At 66.0% G+C, this 19,136-nt stretch carries 18 protein-coding genes and 1 tRNA gene; 4 read left to right on the top strand and 15 right to left on the bottom strand.

Translation table 11 applies throughout. From position 1 onward, the window contains the following. Positions 1-95: 95 nt before the first annotated feature. Genes HB677_RS02215 through HB677_RS02205 form a run of 3 tightly spaced genes read right to left on the bottom strand, consistent with a single transcriptional unit; the run spans position 96 to position 2,448 of the window. A complete protein-coding gene (locus HB677_RS02215; protein ID WP_213814002.1) occupies positions 96-551 on the bottom strand; it encodes a hypothetical protein in 456 nt (151 codons plus the stop codon). Beyond that, positions 548-1,774: an MraY family glycosyltransferase gene (locus tag HB677_RS02210; protein ID WP_213814154.1), complete on the bottom strand. Its 1,227-nt coding sequence runs from the start codon at positions 1,772-1,774 to the stop codon at positions 548-550. The genes HB677_RS02215 and HB677_RS02210 overlap by 4 nt, the downstream gene beginning before the upstream one ends. Further along, positions 1,771-2,448, bottom strand: coding sequence for an L-threonylcarbamoyladenylate synthase (locus HB677_RS02205; RefSeq protein WP_213814001.1), 678 nt, complete (start codon positions 2,446-2,448; stop codon positions 1,771-1,773). Before HB677_RS02205 ends, HB677_RS02210 begins: the two co-directional genes overlap by 4 nt. Positions 2,449-2,505: 57 nt before the next feature. On the opposite strand from HB677_RS02205, the gene HB677_RS18715 reads away from it, so the two are divergent. Next, complete coding sequence (locus HB677_RS18715) at positions 2,506-3,132, top strand: HAD family phosphatase (protein WP_213814000.1); 627 nt, start codon at positions 2,506-2,508, stop codon at positions 3,130-3,132. Beyond that, positions 3,129-3,761 carry an HAD family phosphatase gene (locus tag HB677_RS02195; RefSeq protein WP_213813999.1) on the top strand — a complete coding sequence of 211 codons (633 nt, stop codon included), beginning with the start codon at positions 3,129-3,131 and terminating at the stop codon, positions 3,759-3,761. The genes HB677_RS18715 and HB677_RS02195 overlap by 4 nt, the downstream gene beginning before the upstream one ends. 51 nt (positions 3,762-3,812) lie before the next feature. Here HB677_RS02195 and prmC read toward each other — a convergent pair whose 3' ends face one another. From prmC to HB677_RS02145, 10 genes are all read right to left on the bottom strand, one after another. Continuing rightward, complete coding sequence (gene prmC, locus HB677_RS02190; protein WP_213813998.1) at positions 3,813-4,682, bottom strand: peptide chain release factor N(5)-glutamine methyltransferase; 870 nt, start codon at positions 4,680-4,682, stop codon at positions 3,813-3,815. Positions 4,683-4,699: 17 nt separating this feature from the next. Next, positions 4,700-5,779 (bottom strand): peptide chain release factor 1, encoded by a 1,080-nt coding sequence (gene prfA / locus HB677_RS02185; RefSeq protein WP_213813997.1) that lies wholly within the window; start codon positions 5,777-5,779, stop codon positions 4,700-4,702. After that, entirely contained in the window at positions 5,779-8,157 is a 2,379-nt protein-coding gene (gene rho / locus HB677_RS02180) for a transcription termination factor Rho (RefSeq protein ID WP_307852443.1), read from the bottom strand. The genes prfA and rho overlap by 1 nt, the downstream gene beginning before the upstream one ends. Before the next feature lie 139 nt (positions 8,158-8,296). Next, positions 8,297-9,232: a homoserine kinase gene (thrB, locus tag HB677_RS02175; RefSeq protein WP_213813995.1), complete on the bottom strand. Its 936-nt coding sequence runs from the start codon at positions 9,230-9,232 to the stop codon at positions 8,297-8,299. Beyond that, positions 9,229-10,305, bottom strand: a complete 1,077-nt coding sequence (gene thrC / locus HB677_RS02170) for a threonine synthase (protein WP_213813994.1) — start codon at positions 10,303-10,305, stop codon at positions 9,229-9,231. Before thrC ends, thrB begins: the two co-directional genes overlap by 4 nt. Further along, the gene (locus HB677_RS02165; protein ID WP_213813993.1) at positions 10,306-11,643 is read right to left on the bottom strand and encodes a homoserine dehydrogenase; all 1,338 of its coding nucleotides are present in this window, start codon (positions 11,641-11,643) and stop codon (positions 10,306-10,308) included. Then, complete coding sequence (gene lysA / locus HB677_RS02160) at positions 11,640-13,043, bottom strand: diaminopimelate decarboxylase (protein WP_213814153.1); 1,404 nt, start codon at positions 13,041-13,043, stop codon at positions 11,640-11,642. Before lysA ends, HB677_RS02165 begins: the two co-directional genes overlap by 4 nt. Positions 13,044-13,179: 136 nt before the next feature. Further along, complete coding sequence (locus HB677_RS02155) at positions 13,180-14,109, bottom strand: LmeA family phospholipid-binding protein (protein WP_213813992.1); 930 nt, start codon at positions 14,107-14,109, stop codon at positions 13,180-13,182. Positions 14,110-14,111: 2 nt separating this feature from the next. Further along, positions 14,112-15,773 carry an arginine--tRNA ligase gene (gene argS / locus HB677_RS02150; protein ID WP_213813991.1) on the bottom strand — a complete coding sequence of 554 codons (1,662 nt, stop codon included), beginning with the start codon at positions 15,771-15,773 and terminating at the stop codon, positions 14,112-14,114. Between the two features lie 49 nt (positions 15,774-15,822). Beyond that, the gene (locus HB677_RS02145; RefSeq protein WP_213813990.1) at positions 15,823-16,617 is read right to left on the bottom strand and encodes a transglutaminase family protein; all 795 of its coding nucleotides are present in this window, start codon (positions 16,615-16,617) and stop codon (positions 15,823-15,825) included. A gap of 248 nt (positions 16,618-16,865) precedes the next feature. On the opposite strand from HB677_RS02145, the gene HB677_RS02140 reads away from it, so the two are divergent. Continuing rightward, on the top strand, positions 16,866-17,387 hold the full coding sequence (locus tag HB677_RS02140) for a flavin reductase family protein (RefSeq protein WP_213813989.1): 522 nt from the start codon (positions 16,866-16,868) through the stop codon (positions 17,385-17,387). 2 nt (positions 17,388-17,389) lie between these two features. On the opposite strand, the gene HB677_RS02135 is transcribed toward HB677_RS02140, so the two are convergent. Beyond that, the gene (locus HB677_RS02135) at positions 17,390-18,049 is read right to left on the bottom strand and encodes a pyridoxal 5'-phosphate synthase (protein ID WP_255546046.1); all 660 of its coding nucleotides are present in this window, start codon (positions 18,047-18,049) and stop codon (positions 17,390-17,392) included. Between the two features lie 24 nt (positions 18,050-18,073). Here HB677_RS02135 and HB677_RS02130 point away from each other — a divergent pair. Next, positions 18,074-18,148: transfer RNA gene (locus tag HB677_RS02130), tRNA-Arg, on the top strand. 37 nt (positions 18,149-18,185) lie between these two features. Here the strand turns inward: HB677_RS02130 and HB677_RS02125 are convergent. Next, positions 18,186-19,088: an NAD-dependent epimerase/dehydratase family protein gene (locus HB677_RS02125; protein ID WP_213813988.1), complete on the bottom strand. Its 903-nt coding sequence runs from the start codon at positions 19,086-19,088 to the stop codon at positions 18,186-18,188. Positions 19,089-19,136 lie beyond the last annotated feature (48 nt).

The raw sequence follows: 19,136 nt of genomic DNA, 5'->3' as shown, positions 1-19,136 counted from the left end.
GTCTCCAGATTCGGGGCGTTAAATCACGCGGCGATAGAAAAAATGGGGGGTGATCGATCCACAGCCTATCAACAGATTAGGCGGTGACCGAACTTCTAGTCGTTTGGTCCACCCGTTGAGGCACTCCCAGGAAGAGCAACGTCGACGTATGGTACCCGTGCTCTCGTGACCACGAGGACGTCGACAACGAGGCTGCCGATGACCGCAACGACGATGCTGAGGAACAGCACAACCGACTGCACCCACGCTTGATCCTTGAGGATGAAGACGAGCACGAGGAAGATCACAAACTTCACGAGCCATCCGCCCATGATGATGCCAAAGAAGGCCGGGCTCAACATGTCCGAACGCGATGGTTTGCTGGCAACAATGATGCTTGCCGCGGTGATTCCGAGGAACACCGCTGCCATGGCCGTGCCGACGAGCGCACTGGCGACTCCCGCTCCCCCAGCCACGAACCATCCGACGATGGAACCCACCACGGCGATGCCAAGGGCGAGCCAGGCGTTGTAGATCAGCGAGCGTTTAAGGGCGGGGAGTGCGCTCTTCACGAGGCAACTCCTTTCTGGGGATCAAGGGGATCGACGGACGCGACGTCCAGCGGGTCGAGGCGGGCCATCTGCGGCGCCACGGGGCTCGCGCTGGACTTGGCCGACTGGGCCGCGGCTTCAACCCGCTTACGGCGGCTCAGGGGCGCGAGGGTAAAGACAGCAGAGACCGCGAGGCCGACGACGATGAATGCAACCGCCCAGTACCAGGGCACAAACATGAAGGCGAGACATCCAACGGCTACCACCGCCGTCCATGCGTAGAAGATCAGCACCGCGTGCAGGTGCGAATGTCCCATATCGAGCAACCGATGGTGCAGGTGGAGACGGTCGGCACTGAACGGTGACTTTCCCGCGTGCAGCCTGCGCATCACGGCCAGTCCGAAGTCGAGCAAGGGAATGACGAGGATCGCCAGGGGCAACAGAATCGGGATGAATGCGGGGAACAGGTCGCCGCGGCCAAACTGGTTCGCATCCACGGCCGACGGATCGACCTCCCCGGTGACCGAAATGGCTGACACCGCCATCAACAGGCCGACCAGAAGCGCGCCCGCGTCTCCCATGAAGAGCTTCGCGGGGTGGAAGTTCAGCGGCAGGAAGCCGAGGCACGCGCCAATGAGCGCCGCGGTGATCAGCGATGCCAGGTTGAAGTACTCGGTGCTGCCGTTGGACTGCAGCAGGTAGCTGTAGATGAAGAACACGCCGTTGGCGATGATGGCGACACCGGCCACCAGTCCGTCGAGACCATCGATGAAGTTGACGGCGTTCATCACGAGGACCACGAGAAACACGGTGATGACCAGCGACGGGAAGGACGACACGAGCAGGATGCCACCGATGGGGAGGCTGAGGATCTGGACGCCACCCCAGACGAGAACGCCCGCGGCAATGATCTGACCGGCGAGCTTGGTCAGCCAATCAAGGTCGAAGATGTCATCGACGACACCGACCACCACGATGATGAGCGCGGCGGCGAGAATCGCCCAGATCTTGCGGTCCTCGGAGAAGACGAGGCTGAGCTGCGGTATCTGCGACGCGATCCCGATCGCCACGACGATACCGAGAAACATCGCCACTCCCCCGAGCCGGGGCGTCGGGCGGGTGTGCACGTCGCGCTCGCGGATCTTCGGATACCAGTGGAACCGGTGGCTGAGCTTGTAGATGACGATCGAGAGGCCCCAGGTGACCAGGCCGGAGACCACCGTCAACAGGACGTAGAAGATTATGCGCACCGGTCTTCACCCACCACGTCGAAGATCGCCTGGTCGGAGATGACTCCGTGGCGGACGATGCGCAGTTTGCCCTCGGGCAGGTGCAGTGCGGTGGCATCAACGATCGTGGAGCCACGCTCCGTGGCATCCGGATATCCCGCTCCGACAACGCCGGCCTCGAGGTAGACCGATACCGAGTCACCGAGGGCGTCGAACGCCTCGGTCGCGGTGCGCGCGGCGGGATGACCCGTGAGATTGGCGCTGGAGACCGCGAGTGGTCCGGTCTCGGAGAGGATTTCGAGTGCGACGCGGTCCGATGGCATGCGCAGCGCCACCGTTCCGCGGGTCTCGCCGAGATCCCAGACGAGGGACGGTCGGGCGTTCACGATCACGGTCAGGCCGCCGGGCCAGAAGGCGGCGACAAGAGCCCGGACCTCGTCGGGAACGGTTTCTGCGAGGGCATCGAGCGTGGGGATGCCGGGAACGAGCACCGGGGGCGGCGACTGGCGTCCGCGGCCCTTGGCGTCGAGCAGGCGCTGCACCGCTTCGGGGGAAAAGGCGTCAACGGCGACCCCATACACAGTGTCAGTGGGTATGACGATCACCTCACCGCGCCCAATCGCCGCGCGGGCGAGGCGCATACCGGTCAGCAGCTCGGTCTCAACCGAGCAGTCGTAGATAAAGGCCATGTCCAGTACATCGTAGCTGCCACCCCTGATGACCAGCCGCGATACGGTTGTACCACCGTGGACCTTTACCTTTTTGATTACGACAGAACCCTGTACGCCTACGATTCCCGAAAGCGCCTTCCCGCGCAGAGTCGCCTGAGCGGGGTAAGCCAGTACCATCTGGCAAAGAGCTGGTGGGTCGCCGGGTATGAACGACGCGCCGAGAGCGGCGAGTGGCCGACCTCTGCCGAATATCTCGACAAATTTGCCGAGATCACGGGCGCGCGTATGACGCTGCAGGAATGGGCCGAGGCCCGCCAGGAGGCGAGCACCCCCAACCCGGGCGTCATTGCGGCCCTTCGTCGCGCGTCGACCCTGGGCACGGTCTCGCTGATGTCGAACAACCCGTCGCCGTTCGTCGAATCGCTCCCCCTCGTTGCCCCCGAGGTCGTCGAGATTCTCGGTGGAAACCTGCTCGTGAGCTTCCAGATCGGCGTGCGCAAGCCCGACCCGCGTGCCTTCCAGCTCGCCGTCGAGAAATATGGCGCCCGCCCGGAAGACACATTCTTTGTGGATGACTCGGCCGAGAACGTTGCCGGAGCAGCATCCATTGGCATCACGGCCCAGCACTTCGAGGTGGGTAATCCCTCAGCGGTCGCCGATCTCGATGCAGCGATCGAGGCGTTCCGAACGAGAAACTCATGACCTTGCTGTTCATCTTCGACATGGACCAGGTTCTCTACGACTACGACTGGCAAGTACGCATGGCCGGCATGACGGAGTTGACAGGCCTGAGCCTCGAGGAGCTGCGCGAGCGCTGGTGGCACGCAGAGGGCGAGATGGCAGCAGAGGCCGGCGTCTTCCGCACCGGTACCGAGTACCTCGCGGCCTTCTGCGAAGCGCTGGGGGCGGATGTCTCGCGAGCCGACTGGCTCCGCGTGCGCGCCTCAGCCATGACCCCGTGGCCCGAATCGATTGACGCGGTGCGCCGCGCATCGGAACTCGGACAGATCACGCTGCTGACGAATAACGGAGCCCTCGCCGGTGAGAACCTGCACACCCTCGCTCCGGAGCTTGTCGAGCTGTTCGGCGAGCACCTGCTGACCACGAGCTTCTACGGCGCCCGCAAGCCTGACCCGACGGTGTTCGAGAGCGTTCTCGAACGGTACGGCGTTGCGGCCTCCGACGCGTTCTTCGCCGACGACATGGAAAACAACGTCGACGCGGCGGCGGGCGTGGGGATTACCGCCCACCACTTCACATCACCGGCGGGCATGCGCGCCGCCATCGAGTCATTCGCCGCCTCACGCACGACGGCGGTCGACGCGCACTAACCCGGCGGCACATACCGCCCGACGGCAGCCACTAGGGCCGTGCAGCGGTGATCAGCGCAGGGCTGTAGTGGCCCGGTCGCGGCCGAGATAGTCGCGGTGTGTGGCGACGGCGGTCCAGCCATCCGCTCGCAACAACTCGGCGATCGCGGCTCCCTGAAGCTCGCCGTGCTCCATCACGAGCGTTCCGCCGCTGTGCAACAGGCGCAGCGCCGTCGCGGACACCGCGTGCACCACGTCGAGACCGTCGTCGCCGCCGTAGAGAGCATGCTCCGGGTCGAAGAGACGCACCTCGGGGTCGCGGGGAATTGCCCCGGTGGGGATGTACGGCGGGTTGGAGATGACAACGTCGACTGTCCCGTTGAGTTCGGGGAGCGCGTCGGCGAGGTCGATGAAGATCATGGTGGCGTTGTCCGCCTTGACGAGCTCGCGGTTCTGCTTCGCCCAGATGAAGGCACGCGGCGAGTTCTCGACGCCCCAGATTCGGGCGTGCGGCACCTCTGTCGCCATGGCTAGAGCTATTGCGCCGCTTCCGGTGCCGAGGTCGATGCCGATCGGCGACGGAGACGCGACTGCGCGCAGTGCGTCGATGGCGAACTGGGCGACCTGCTCGGTCTCCGGCCGGGGCACGAAGGCTCCCGGGCCGATCGACAATTCCATCGACCGGAACGGGGCGAGCCCCGTGATGTGCTGCAACGGCTCGCGCGCGGCACGTCGGGCGATGGCCGCGATGACCTCGTCGCGCTGTGACGCGGTGATCGTGGCATCCATTACGGCCTTCGCCTGAATCTGGCCGCGGCTGAAACCCAGCACATGGCCGAGCAGCAGCTCGGCGTCCACGCGGGGCGAAACGACGCCCGCAGTCTCGAGCTGGGCCACGGCGCGATCAAGCACCGTGGCCAGCAGGAGGGGTTCCGCATGCATTCGATCGATGGTCAGGCTCACGCCTCAGAACCGATGTCGGCGAGCTGGGCTTCCTCATCCGCGTGGATGCACGACTCGATGACGGGCTCGAGGGCACCGTTCATCACGGCATCCAGGTTGTACGCCTTGTACCCGGTGCGGTGATCCGCAATGCGGTTCTCCGGGAAGTTGTACGTGCGGATGCGCTCGGAACGGTCCATGGTGCGAATCTGACTCTTGCGGAAGACGGATGCCTCGGCGTCCGCCTCTTCCTGATAGCGCGCCAGAATTCGTGCACGAAGCACACGCATTCCAGCCTCACGGTTCTGCAGCTGGCTCTTCTCGTTCTGCATCGCGACCACGATGCCCGTGGGCAAGTGGGTGATGCGAACGGCGGAGTCGGTCGTGTTGACCGACTGGCCACCGGGGCCACTCGAACGATAGACGTCGATCTTCAGGTCGTTCTGGTTGATCTCGACCTCTTCGGGCTCGTCAACCTCGGGGAAGACGAGAACGCCGGCGGCCGAGGTGTGAATGCGCCCCTGCGACTCGGTGGCGGGCACGCGCTGTACGCGGTGCACGCCGCCCTCGTACTTGAGGTGAGCCCAGACGCCCTGCGCGGGGTCGGTCGAGTTGCCCTTGATGGCGAGCTGCACGTCCTTGTAGCCACCCAGATCGCTCGAGGTCTGCTCGATGATCTCGGTCTTCCACTTCTTGGATTCCGCGTAGTGGAGGTACATGCGCAGCAGGTCGGCGGCGAACAGAGCCGATTCGGCTCCGCCCTCCCCCATCTTGATCTCCATGATGACGTCGCGGCCATCGTTGGGGTCACGAGGAATCAGCAGACGACGGAGAGTCTCCTCTGCGGCGGCAAGGCTCTCTTCGAGAACCGGGACCTCCGCAGCGAAGGACTCGTCCTCCGCAGCCATTTCGCTGGCCGCGGCGAGGTCATCCGTCAGGTCATGCCACACGTTGTACGCCGCGACGATTCGGCTCAACTCGGCGTAGCGCCGGTTGACCTTCTTCGAGCGCACTGGATCGGAGTGAAGCTCCGGATCCGCGAGCAATTCCTGCAGTTCGTCGTGCTCAACGAGCAGCGAGTTTACCGATTCGAACATCAGTCGTCTTTGTGACTGTTGCCACCGGTCGGGGCGGGCAACGACTTCTGAATCTGCATGAGGAACTCGACGTTGGACGACGTTTCCTTCAGCTTGCCGAGAACGATCTCGAGTGCCTGCTGCTGGTCGAGACCCGCGAGGGCGCGACGCAGCTTCCAGGTGACCTTGACCTCATCGGTGCCGAGCAGCATCTCTTCGCGGCGGGTACCCGACGCGTTGATGTCGACGGCGGGGAAGATGCGCTTGTCGGCCAGCTGGCGCGACAGGCGGAGCTCCATGTTGCCGGTGCCCTTGAACTCTTCGAAGATGACCTCGTCCATCTTGGATCCGGTCTCCACGAGCGCGGTGGCGAGGATGGTGAGCGAGCCACCCTCCTCGATGTTGCGCGCTGCACCGAAGAAACGCTTCGGCGGGTAGAGGGCAGACGAGTCGACGCCACCGGAGAGGATACGACCGGAGGCAGGAGCCGCCAGGTTGTACGCGCGTCCGAGGCGGGTGATCGAGTCGAGCAGCACGACGACGTCGTGACCAAGCTCGACGAGACGCTTGGCGCGCTCGATGGCGAGCTCGGCAACCGTGGTGTGGTCCTCAGCGGGACGGTCGAAGGTGGAGGCAATGACCTCACCCTTGACGGTGCGCTGCATGTCGGTGACCTCTTCGGGACGCTCGTCGACGAGAACGACCATGAGGTGAACCTCGGGGTTGTTCTTGGCGATGGCGTTCGCGATGGCCTGGAGAACGAGCGTCTTGCCAGCCTTGGGCGGCGAAACGATCAGTCCGCGCTGTCCCTTTCCGATCGGCGACACGAGGTCGATGATGCGGGTGGAGAGCTTGGATGACTCGGTCTCGAGGCGCAGACGCTCCTGCGGGTACAGCGGAGTCAGCTTGCCGAACTCAACACGGTTAGCGGCTTCCTCGACGGGCAGGCCGTTGATCGAGTCGATGCGCACGATCGCGTTGTACTTCTGGCGACCCTGGTTGTTGTCACCCTCGCGCGGCTGGCGGATGGCGCCGACAACGGCGTCTCCCTTGCGGAGGTTGTACTTCTTGACCTGGCCGAGCGACACGTACACGTCGTTGGCGCCGGGCAGGTAACCGGAGGTGCGCACGAAAGCGTAGTTGTCGAGAACGTCGAGGATTCCGGCAACGGGGATGAGCACGTCATCCTCGGTGATTTCGGGTTCGAAGTCGTCGCCGACCGGTCCACGTCCACGCTTGCGGTCGCGGTAACGGTTACGTCCACCGCGGTCGTCGCCGTCCATGGGGATACGGTCGTCGCGACCGTCCTGGTTGCGGTCCTGCTGGTTGTTGCGGTCCTGGCGGCCGGTGTTGTCCTGGCGGTCCTGCTGCTGGTTACGGTCCTGACGACCGCCGTCCTGCTGGGCACGATCCTGGTTACGGTCCTGGCGACCGTTGTTGTCCTGGCGGTCCTGCTGCTGGTTACGGTCCTGACGACCGCCATCCTGCTGGGCACGATCCTGGTTACGGTCCTGCTGGTTGTTGCGGTTACGACCGTTGCGGCCGTTCTCGCGGCCACCCTCGGTCTGTTCCGTGCGAGGCGCGTCGGCGCGGGCGGCCTCCGCCTGCGGAGCCGCCTCGTCTGCGGGCGCTGCGGCGTTCGCGTTGGCGTTTGCGTTTGCACCGCGCTCTCCACGTCCACGGCCACGACCGCGTGAGTTGCGGGATACGGGAGCATCGGTCGGTTCGGACTCGACAACGGCATCGGTCGGTTCGGACTCGACAACGGCATCGGTCGGCGCATCCGCGGTGACGGGCTCGGCGACGATGGGGGCAACGCCCGATTCCGCCTTGTTGACGTGGGCGGTCGCCGAACGACGGCGCGAAGCGGCACGAGCGGCGATGGGCTCCTGCGTGAAGACTGCCTCCGGAAGCTCTTCCTCGACGGGGGCAGCTTCGATGGCCTCTTCTACGGGGGTCGACGCAATAGCGCGCTCGACGGGAGCGGCCTCGATGGCGGGCTCGACCGGTGCTGCGGCGGCAGCAGCGGCCGCGGCCTCTGCGGCCTTGACGGCGTCGGCCGTGGTGGCACGACGCGGTGCGCGCTTGCGCGGTGCGGTGGCGACGGGCGCCTCCGCTGCGGGCGCGCTCTCAACGGGCGCTGCCTCGACCTGCGCTACGTCAGCGACAGGCGCCTCGAGCGGGGTCTCGACGTCGGTGACGACGTCGGCGCTGTTTCCGGTGCTCGCACCGGCTGAAGTTTGGATCTCGTTAATAGCGTCCACGAGTGCTCCTTTGCGAAGTTTGGACGCGCCTGCAAGTCCCAGCTCGCTCGCCAGAGCAACAAGCTCGGGGAGGCGGAGGGCGCTCAGATCGGCGCGGGAATCCGTGCTCGTTGCACGGACATTGACATCAGTCACGAAAAAGGTTTCCTTTCGACTCTGAGCGCTGAACATCTCAGAGGTAAGCGGATCGCTTGTTCGCAGTCTTGCGCGGGGTGTGCAGGATAGATCTGCGGGTTAGCGATTGCTAGTAAGAGTGCAAACCGGGTTCTTCTGGCTAGGCCAGAGCTTCTACCGGGTGCGGAACAACAGTAGCACCTTTGAAGTCCACGGCGAGCATGAGCGCGCTCCACGGTGTGAGTGATTGTGATGCCACGAGTTCGGCGGCAACGAGGCGCTGCGCCGGGTCGCTCCCCAGCACCAAAATCGACGGGCCGGCCCCGGAAACTACGGCGGCCAGGTCATTGGCCCGCAGCAGTTGGATGAGGGAGTCAGTCTCGGGCATCGCGCTTGCACGATAGCTCTGGTGAAGCCGGTCTTCCGTGGCGGCGAGCAGTAGCTCGGGGCTCTGAATGAGGGCGGCGATCAACAGTGCGGATCGGGAGACATTGAAGATGGCGTCCGCGTGGGGTACCGACGTCGGCTGCAGGCTCCGTGCGAGCGCGGTCGACATCGTGGTTTCCGGCACGAAGACGAGCGGGGACACACCGCGGTGCACGATGAGCTTCTTGTGCTTCGGACCCTCGGGTGTCATCCACGCGATGGTGAGGCCACCGAACAGGGCGGGCGCGACGTTGTCGGGGTGCCCCTCCATTTCGGTCGCGAGCGAGAGCAGCTCCTGAGAGCTGATCTCGACGACTCCCTCGAGCAGGCCCTTCGCGGCCATGATTCCGGACACGATCGCGGCGCCCGACGACCCCATTCCCCGTCCGTGCGGGATGGAGTTGCGTGCGATGAGGTTGAGACCCGGCATCTCGATGCCGTAGGCGGCAAAGGTGTGGGCGATGGCCGTGACGACGAGGTTGGTCTCATCGGTCGGGACTTCGCCCTCGCCGATGCCGTGAACCTCGACGAAGACGCCGGGCTCTTCGCGCACGGTGACCGTGAGCTCGTCGTAGAGCGACAGGGCGAGCCCGAGCGTGTCGAATCCCGGGCCAAGGTTTGCCGTCGTTGCGGGCACCTTGACCAGCACGGACCGGCCCTGAAGCGTCATGCCTTGCTCAGTCCCAAAACACTCGCGACCTCGCTGGTGTCGGCGGCGACGACGGTCGGGGTGACGTCGGACCCGTCTGCGGTGCGCAGGGCCCACTGGGGGTCCTTGAGGCCGTGGCCGGTGACCGTGAGAACGACAACCGAGTCCTTGGGGATGTGACCGGCCGCGGCGCGCTCGAGCAGGCCCGCGACACTGATCGCGGAGGCGGGCTCCACGAAGATGCCGACCTCGGCGGAGAGGATGTGGTGCGCCTCGAGGATCATGTCATCGCTGATCGCGCCAAAGTAGCCGTCGGTCGCTTCACGGGCGGCGAGGGCAAGCTCCCATGATGCGGGGTTTCCGATGCGGATCGCGCTGGCGATCGTCTCGGGGTTTTTGACGACGTGACCGACAACGAGCGGGGCGCTGCCGGCAGCCTGGAAGCCGAACATGCGCGGCAGCTTCGTGGTGGCGCCGCGGGCGAGGTCCTCGGTGTAGCCGCGCGAGTATGCGGTGTAGTTACCGGCGTTGCCGACGGGAACGATGTGGATGTCCGGGGCGTCGCCCAGCACTTCGACGACCTCGAACGCGGCGGTCTTCTGACCCTCGATGCGGTCGGGGTTGACCGAGTTGACGAGGTGCACGGGGTAGTTGGCGCCGAGGTCGCGGGCGATGTCGAGGCAATCGTCAAAGTTGCCCTGGATCTGCAGCAGCTGCGCGTTGTGCGCGATCGCCTGAGCGAGCTTGCCCATGGCGATCTTGCCCTCGGGCACGAGAACGGCGGCGGTGATGCCGGCGTGGGTGGCGTACGCCGCGGCAGACGCCGACGTGTTGCCGGTCGATGCACAAATGACGGCCTTGGCGCCGTGCTCGACAGCCTTGGAGACGGCCATCGTCATTCCGCGGTCCTTGAACGACCCGGTCGGGTTCATGCCCTCGAACTTGACGTAGACGCGGGCTCCCGTGCGGGCAGACAGCGCCGGCGCGGGAATGAGCGGGGTGCCTCCCTCGCCGAGGGTGATGATCGGCGTTGCATCCGAAATATCCAGACGATCGGCATATTCGCGGAGTACTCCGCGCCACTGGTTGGCCACTTACAGTCCCTCGACTCTCAGTACAGACACAACGGAACTCACGACATTGCTGGCTTCCAGGGCCGCGACGGTTGCGGCTAGGGCGGCTTCTGAGGCCTCGTGAGTGCCAATGACTAGGGTAGCGGTGGACGACGAGTCGTCCGTACGCGCCAGCGGGCCCGCGCCCGATCCGGCGGACTGGGCAACGGCCTCCACCGATACACCGTTGTCACTGAAGACACCGGCGATTTCGGCGAGTACGCCGGGCTGGTCGACCACCGACAGGATGATCTGGTACCGCGTGGTCACGCTGGTAATGGGCAGCACGGGCAGGTTCGCGTGGGTCGATTCGGCAACACCGGGTCCGCCGATGACATGACGACGTGCCGCGGAAACGAGGTCTCCGAGCACGGCGGATGCGGTCTCGATACCACCGGCACCCGCGCCGTAGAACATGAGGTCTCCGGCGGCTTCCGCCTCGAGGAACACGGCGTTGTTCGCCCCGTGCACGGCGGCGAGTGGATGCCCCGTGGGCACCAGCGCCGGATGAACGCGGGCACTCACGCCCTCGACACCCGTCACCGGGTCGGTCACGCGCTCGCAGATGGCGAGCAACTTGATGACGTAGCCCGCCTTACGTGCGGATTCGACCTGCGCCAGCGTGACGGAGGAAATGCCCTCCCGGTAGACGGACTCGAGCGGCACGGTGGTGTGGAACGCGAGGCTGGCGAGAATCGCTGCCTTCTGCGCGGCGTCGTAGCCCTCGATGTCGGCGGTGGGGTCTGCCTCGGCATACCCGAGCGCGGTGGCAGTCGCGAGAGCGGATTCGAGCGACTCCCCCGTGGTCTCCATGAGGTCGAGGATGAAGTTGGTGGTGCCGTTGACGATGCCAAGGATGCGCTTGACGGTGTCACCGGCGAGGCTGTCGCGCAGCGGACGGATGATCGGGATGGCCCCGCCCACCGCCGCCTCGTAGTAGAGCTGTGCTCCGACCTGCTCGGCCGCGTCGAAGAGCTCGGGGCCGTGGGTCGCCAGCAGCGCCTTGTTGGCGGTGATGACGTCTGCGCCGGAGTTGATCGCCTGCAGGATGTAGCTGCGGGCGGGCTCGAGCCCTCCGATGAGTTCGATCACGATGTCCGCGCTAAGAATCAGCGACGTCGCATCCGTCGTGAGCAGGTGGGCGGGGATGTCCGTGGTGCGCGGAGCCGCGATGTCGCGAACGGCGACACCGATGAGCTCGAGTCCGGCTCCGGCGCGGCTGGCGAGCTCGTCACCGTTCTTCAGCAGAAGCTCGGCGACCTGGGCACCAACGCTGCCACCGCCGAGAAGGGCGATGCGCAGGTTGCGGTACTCGATCATGATGCGTCCAATCCTGCGTCGCGACGCAGTAGGTCTTCTTCGGTTTCTCCGCGGATCAGTGTTCGCACTGCTCCGTCTCGCACGGCAACGACGGGAGGCCGGCCAAGGTAGTTGTAGTTGCTCGCGAGCGACCAGCAGTACGCGCCGGTCGCGGGAACCGCGAGAAGGTCGCCGGGGGTGACATCCCCGGGGAGGTATTCGGAGAGCACGACGAGGTCGCCGCTCTCGCAGTGCTTGCCAGCCACGCGCACGAGGGCAGCCTCCGCGTCGGAAACCCGACCGGCGATGCGCGCGCTGTAGTCGGCGCCGTACAGCGCCGGACGGATGTTGTCGCTCATGCCACCGTCGACACTCACGTACTTGCGCACGGCGGTGGTGTCGTCGTCGAGCGAAACGACGACGTCCTTGATCGTGCCCACCTCGTACAGGGTGAACGTCGAGGGCCCGATGATGGCGCGACCCGGTTCGATCGCGATCACGGGCACGTCGACACTGTGGGCTGCCGCCTCTTCCGCCACGATGTCGGCGAAGCGCACGGCGATCTCGTCGATGGGCAGCGCCTTGTCGACGCTCGTGTACGCGATTCCGAAGCCGCCGCCGAGGTTGAGCTCGGGCACCGGGCCATCCGCCAGCAACTCTGCGTGCACCGCGAACAGGCGACGGGCCGCCTCGGCGAATCCGTCGGCCTCGAAGATCTGCGACCCGATGTGCGAGTGGAGTCCGAGGAACCGCAGCGACGCGTGCGACCGGATGCGGGCGACCACGTCGGCGGCTTCCGCGAGCGGGATGCCGAACTTCTGGTCCTCGCGGGCGGTGGCCAGGTATTCGTGGGTTGACGCGTGCACGCCTGAGTTGATGCGCAGGCGCACGGGCTGAACGCGACCGTGGCGGGACGCGGCATCCGCCACCCGCTCGATCTCAATGAGGCTGTCGAGAACGATGGCTCCGATGCCCAGGCCGACCGACCTGTCGATCTCGGCGAGGCTCTTGTTATTGCCGTGCAGGCCGAGGCGCGCGGGGTCAACGCCCGCGGCGAGCGCGACGGCGAGCTCTCCCCCACTGCACACGTCAATGTTGAGACCCGCGTCGTTCATCCAGCGCGCGACCTCGACGGAGAGGAACGCCTTGCCGGCGTAGTACACCTTCGCGGTGCCGCCGATGCGGGCAAACTCCCGGTCGAATGACTCGCGGATGCCCCGGGCCCGGTCCTTCACGTCGGCTTCGTCCACCACGAACAGCGGCGTGCCGTACTGGCGGGCGAGCTCGGAGGCGGTGACCCCGGCGACGGTGATCTCTCCGTCCGCGGAGCGGGAAGCGTTCTGCGACCAGACGGTCGGAACGAGCGCGTTGGCGTCGTCGGGCACGGAGAGCCAGGACGGGGCGAGCGGGTTGGCGGACACAGGCGAATACCTCACGGAATATTGAACGAGTGAGGCGAGCGAACCCGGCTTGGTCCCTGAAGCCGTCTAAATCCTACCGGCACGACCGGCCCCGCGTTCGCCCACGCATGTGCGATGCCGTCATGGAGCGGCACGATCAGGCGGGGCAGGTTCCCTTGGTCGTCAGTCCCTCGCCGCCGAGGGTCGCGCCATCGCCGTTGATCGCGATGACCAGACGCTTGTCGGTAACCCGCACACCCTCGAGAACGAGGTCCGACGGCAGTTCCGAGGCAACGCAGAACGTTCGCGGGGCCAGCAGCGGTGTCGCGAGGCTTCCGAAGAGACCGTTGCGGAACTCGTCGGCCGTTGTCTTCGCACCGTTGAGGGTGATCGATGACGGCGTCAGCACCAGCTCGCCGTTCGTGGCTCCCGGGGTGAAGCTCACGGCGATCGGGAACTTGAGGGCGAACACACTGATCTCCGCGGTCGCCGTTACTTGCCCGTCACCGAGAGTCGCGGTCACCGGCACATCGGTTCCTGCCGCCGTCGCCAGCAGGGAGTTGAGACCCTCCTCGTCGACGCTGAAACGCAGGGCGAGTTCCTTCACCGGCTGATCCTGGTCCAGCGGGATATCGTGCGCCACGACGCTGGCGCTGCCGTTGATCGATCCGACGGTCAGGTCGGGCACGGCGATGCGCACGGTGTCGAGGTTGCGGGCGATCAGCTGTGGGATCAGCAGCCCGCCGCCGAGATCGACGCCGACCGTGTCATCCGCCGACAGACTCAGCGTTTTCACGATCTGGTCGCGCACGTACCCGGTGGCATAGGAGCGCACAACCTGCTCGGCGATAAAGAATCCGGCGACGAGTACGACAACGACGCCAATAATCCAGGCGAGCAGGATGACCCTGCGCCGACGTTTCTTCGGAGGGACGACCGGTTCGCCCGCCAGCGGCTCGAGCACCTGGGTGTCGCCCTGCTCTACCGGCGGGATTTCCCGGGTCACCTCGGTGCCGGGGATCACAGCCGTGTCGCGGGGATCCGTGTCTCGGGGATCGGTGTCGCGGGAAGCCGGGTCGTCGCTCACGACTACATCCGCTCGGGGGCGCCGACTCCGAGCAGGGCAAGGCCGTTGCGCAGCACGGTTCCGGTGGCGTCGTTGAGCCACAGGCGGGTGCGGTGCACGTCGGTGACCTCTTCTTCGCCGAGCGGGGTCACGCGGCACGCGTCGTACCAGCGGTGGTAGTACCCGGCGAGCTCTTCCGCGTAGCGCGCGATCCGGTGGGGCTCGCGCAGCTCCGCGGCCTGGCGCACGATGCGGGGGAACTCGGCGAGCGATCCGAGCAAGATGCTCTCCGTCTCGTGCGTGAGCAGGCTCGCGTCGAACACCGAGCGGTCGACACCGGATGCCGCGGCGTTGCGCGCGACCGCGCTGGTGCGGGCGTGTGCGTACTGCACGTAGAAGACGGGGTTGTCGTTGGTGCGCTTGGTCAGCACGTCGAGGTCAATGTCCACCTGCGTGTCGGTGGAGGAGCGCACGAGCGAGTAGCGGGCGGCGTCGACGCCGACGACCTCGACGAGGTCCTCCATCGTGACGACCGTGCCGGCGCGCTTGCTCATGCGCAGCGGTTCTCCGTCGCGCACCAGGTTGACGAGCTGCCCGATGATGATCTCGAGGTTGACGTACGGCGTATCGCCGAACGCGGCGGTCATCGCCATGAGGCGCTGCACGTACCCGTGGTGGTCGGCACCAAGCAAAATGATGTTGCGCTCGAACCCGCGCTCACGTTTGTTGAGGTAGTAGGCAAGGTCGCCCGAGATGTAGGCGGCCTCCCCGTCGCTCTTGATGACGACGCGGTCTTTGTCATCGCCGAAGGAGGTGGTGCGCAGCCACGTGGCACCATCGGCCTCGTAGATGTGGCCGAGCTCGCGCAGGCGGGCTACGGCGCGGTCGACGGCACCAGACTCGTGCAGCTCGTTCTCGTGGAAGTAGACATCGAAGTCGACACCGAACTCGTGCAGGCTCGCCCGGATGTCACCGAACATGAGCTCGACGCCCACCGAGCGGAAGACCTCCTGCACCTCTTCCCGTGTGGGGATGGTGGACAGGTCTCCGGGGTAGTCGTTGATCACGCGCGCGGCGATATCGGAGATGTACACCCCGCCGTAGCCGTCTTCGGGAGCGGGCTCACCGAGGTAGCTGGCAAGCAGGCTGCGCGCAAACCTGTCGATCTGTGCACCGTGGTCGTTGAAGTAGTACTCACGGGTGACGATGCCGCCCTCGGCAGAGAAGATCCGCGCGAGGCTGTCACCGACGGCCGCCCAGCGGGTTCCGCCGATGTGAATCGGACCGGTGGGGTTGGCCGACACAAACTCGAGGTTGATGGTGACGCCCTCGTAGAGGTCGCCCCTGCCGTACTCGGGCCCGGCGTCGACGATGGTCTTCGCGATCGCCCCAGCTGCGGCGGCATCCAGCGTGATGTTGATGAAGCCGGGACCGGCAACATCGACGGATGCCACACCCTCGGCCTTACCGAGTTCCTCCGCGATCTCGCCCGCGAGCTCCCGAGGGTTCGCACCCACGGGCTTGGCGAGCTTCATCGCGATATTGGACGTCCAGTCACCGTGATCACGGTTGCGCGGCCGCTCGAGGGGGACGTCGGCAATCGTCGGCTTTTCGGATGACCCGCGGCGCTCCAGCACTCCCGTGACGATGGCGAGCAGGGTGGCGGAGAGTTCGGCGGGATTCACAGGGCAAGATTCTACCGGAGGGGCCAGAGCGGCCGGTGCTGCGGGCGGGTCAGCCCAGCTGCACCAGTTCGTAGCCGTCGTCGTAGGGAAGGCTGTCAGCCGCCACGGTCACCAGCATCGACATCACGGCGAGGTCGGTCCAGTTGCTCGTGAGCCACGCGGTGTCGGCTGCGTCCCGGCCGGTGGAGATGCGCAGCAGGCTCTGTCGTGGCGCCAGGCGCGTGGCATCCACTACCCACCATTCGCCGTCGACCCAGGCCTCGACGACCGCGTGAAAGTCCATCGGCGACAGCCCCGGTGCGTACACGGCGACCATGCGGGCGGGCACCTCCATGGCGCGCAGCATGGCGATCGTGACGTGCGCGAAGTCGCGGCAGACGCCCTCGCGGTTGAGCAGAGTGCGGGTGGCGCCGTCGGTCGGAAGGCTGGAGCCGGAGGTGTAGCGCAGACGGTTGAACACCCAGTCGACAATCGCGCGCACGAGAACGTGGCCGGTCAGACCCCAGAACTCGGAGCGTGCGGTCGGTGCGAGGCTGTCGGACTGGCAGTAGCGACTCGGTCGTAAGTAGGTGATGAGGTCGATCTCGTCCGTGGGGACGGGTTCCGCGCGCCCGTCGATCTGCGCGTTGTAATCCACGATCATGCGTCCGGCGCCGCTGACGAAGTGGTGCAGACGCGTGCCGTGGATGTCGTGCAGTTCGCGTGAGTCGAGCTTCACCCCGTCGAGGATGAAGTCCAGGTTTTCGGACGCGATATTCGCCCCCAGCGCGGCGCTGAGACTGAACACCATATTGGTGTTGCCACGGATGTCGAGCTCGAGGTGCGCTGAGACGTTTCGCTGCATGTTCCCGATGATGTCAGACCGCGGGCGCTCACGCTGGCGACGGTACGGGCCGCCGCCGGTGTGCTATCGCGGTGTCGACCGGGTGCGTACACCGGGCGGTTCATTATTCGTCATAAATTCCGCTCACGATCAGCAATTCGACAAGAGTGATGGATGACCCGGCCGCCACATCACCGTCGGTTCGACCCCCGCCGCCGTGCGGGAATGTCACACACTATTTACATACTCCCGATCGGAAATCGCGCCGCATGCAGAACGTATCCGTCCACGACACCGCAGCCGTCGAGACCGCGTTCGCCGGATTCCCCTCGGGCGTCGCCGCACTGACCGCGATGGTCGACGGGGTACCGACCGGGCTGGTCGCGACATCCTTCACCGTCGGCGTCTCGTTCGACCCGCCGCTCGTGCTCTTCTCGGTGCAGGACACCTCCGCGACCTGGCCGCTCCTGCGCACCGCGGCACGCATCGGCGTCTCAGTTCTCGGACGCGATCACGAGGACGTCTGCATCCAGCTCGCCTCGCGCAACCGCGATCGCTTCGAGGGAGTGTCGACCCACACGACCGATGCCGGAGCGATCTTCATCGAGGAATCGGTCACCTGGCTCGACTGCACGATTTCTGCGGAGATCCCGACCGGCGACCACACCATCGTCGTGCTCGCCGTCTCCTCCATCCGGCACTCCCCCGGCAAGGAGCCGCTGATCTACCACGACCGTGCGTTCAGGGCGCTGGTCGAGCACGCGGAGGCCGCCGCCGACATCGCGGCCTGACGCTACGGCCAGAGGATGTCGCGCGACCAGCCGCCGGTCGCCGCGTCGCGCAGGTACCGCAGCCGCACCTGGTCGCGTTCGCGCTCTGCCTGCCAGAATTCGACGCTGTCCGGGATGACTCGGTAGGCGACCCACTCGGCCGGAACGTACTCGGGTTCCGCCGCAATCTTCTCGCGCGCGGCCTCAACGCGGGCGTCGCGGTCCACGACCGGCTCGCTCTGCTCCCCCGCGATCGCGGACGCCCGGGCGTTGGGGCTGCGCGCGAGGAAGTCGGCTTCGCTGACCTCGCGGGGCCCCTCTTCCACGCGACCCACGATCCGAACCTGTCGACCCTGCTCGCGCCAGTACAGCAGGAGCGCGGCGTGCGGGTTCGCCGCGATTTCCCGACCCTTGGGACCGGACGACAGCGATGCGAACCAGACGGCCTCGGCGTCGACATCCTTCAGCAGCAGGGTGCGATTGTCGGGGATTCCATCGGCGCCCGTGGTGGCAAGTGACATCGCGTGCGGCTGGGATACCCCGGCGTCGAGCGCCTCGTTCAGCCAGTCAACCAGCAGTGGAAGGGGTGCGGCGGGCGTGGCATCCGTATCGAATCTCGGAAGCTCACCGCCGAAGACTCGCAATGCCCGGAGTCGATCGCGGAGAGTGGCGTCCATGCTCATACTGCTAATCTAGCTACGCACTGGGCCCCCATAGCTCAGGGGATAGAGCACTGCCCTCCGGAGGCAGGGGCGGCAGTTCGAATCTGCCTGGGGGCACCAACAGTTCCAGCTTCATCGGCACGTCGTCCCTCGCGGACTAGGAAGCGGATGTTCCCGAGCTCGCGTATGACCCGTATCGAACATCATCGGTCAGCGAGCCCGCGGCCGGCGTCCACCCGAAAGTGCTGCGGGCCTTCGCCGCGCTGAGGGAACTGGTGGACGTCAGCGTCGTCACGGCGGAGCCCATGCTTTGCTCGGCCACGGCAAACGGGATCGACACTGCCGGCGCACCGGTCAGGTCTCCGATTGCCTCCGCGAGTTCCTTGAACGTGAACGGCACATCTCCGACCGCGTTGTACGCGCCGGCGACGGGCCGCTCGAGCGCACGAACGTACAGGTCGGCAAGGTCGTCGACGTGAATCGGCGCCCAGGAGTTCGCACCCTCGTCGATGTACGCCGCCGCGCCGTGAGCCCGCGCGCCGGCAATGAGGCTGGTCAGCAGCACCGTGCCGCCTCGCCCGAAGATCAGCCCGGCGCGAACGCTCATGCCGGTGACCCCCGCCGCGCCGAGCACGATGCGTTCCGCAGCGACCTTTACGGGCTGGGCGCTGACATCCGGCAAGACCGCGTCCTCGTCGGTGTCCGTGGCGTTGGCGCCGTACACAAGTCCGGTGGAGGTATAGATAACCGGTGTTCCGGCACCTGCCTCGCCCGCTCCGTCCACGAGCGCCTGCACGGCGGCAAGCTCCTCGCGCACGGATTCCTCCGTCGACGCGTAGTCCGACGCGGCGTAAACGACGGCATCCGCGTCACGGGCCGATGCGGCGAGAATCTCGGTGTCCGCCAACGATCCGGGCACCGGCTCCGCCCCGTTCTCCCGGACACGGGCCGCACTCGCTTCCGAGCGCGTCAACGCGGAGACAGTGTGCCCGGCACCGATCAGCTTTTCGATAACCACCGAGCCGAGGTAGCCCGTTCCGCCGACGATGAAGATGTTCATGATGCTCCGTTCCGCAGCGCTGTTCGCCGCGTCTCCATCACGATAAAG

Origin of the sequence: Glaciihabitans sp. dw_435, from assembly GCF_018449675.1 — a bacterium.
GTDB lineage: Bacteria > Actinomycetota > Actinomycetes > Actinomycetales > Microbacteriaceae > Glaciihabitans.
The sequence above is the reverse complement of the archived record's forward strand: the minus strand, read 5'-3'. Positions and strand labels throughout refer to the sequence as shown.

Coding starts and splice junctions, on each gene's coding strand:
- HB677_RS02205 (WP_213814001.1), bottom strand. CDS start 2,448: ATGGCCTTTATCTACGACTGCTCGGTTGAGACCGAGCTGCTGACCGGT.
- HB677_RS02195 (WP_213813999.1), top strand. CDS start 3,129: ATGACCTTGCTGTTCATCTTCGACATGGACCAGGTTCTCTACGACTAC.
- prmC (WP_213813998.1), bottom strand. CDS start 4,682: ATGCATGCGGAACCCCTCCTGCTGGCCACGGTGCTTGATCGCGCCGTG.
- prfA (WP_213813997.1), bottom strand. CDS start 5,779: ATGTTCGAATCGGTAAACTCGCTGCTCGTTGAGCACGACGAACTGCAG.
- thrB (WP_213813995.1), bottom strand. CDS start 9,232: ATGACGCTTCAGGGCCGGTCCGTGCTGGTCAAGGTGCCCGCAACGACG.
- HB677_RS02165 (WP_213813993.1), bottom strand. CDS start 11,643: ATGATCGAGTACCGCAACCTGCGCATCGCCCTTCTCGGCGGTGGCAGC.
- HB677_RS02145 (WP_213813990.1), bottom strand. CDS start 16,617: ATGCAGCGAAACGTCTCAGCGCACCTCGAGCTCGACATCCGTGGCAAC.
- HB677_RS02140 (WP_213813989.1), top strand. CDS start 16,866: ATGCAGAACGTATCCGTCCACGACACCGCAGCCGTCGAGACCGCGTTC.
- HB677_RS02135 (WP_255546046.1), bottom strand. CDS start 18,049: ATGAGCATGGACGCCACTCTCCGCGATCGACTCCGGGCATTGCGAGTC.
- HB677_RS02125 (WP_213813988.1), bottom strand. CDS start 19,088: ATGAACATCTTCATCGTCGGCGGAACGGGCTACCTCGGCTCGGTGGTT.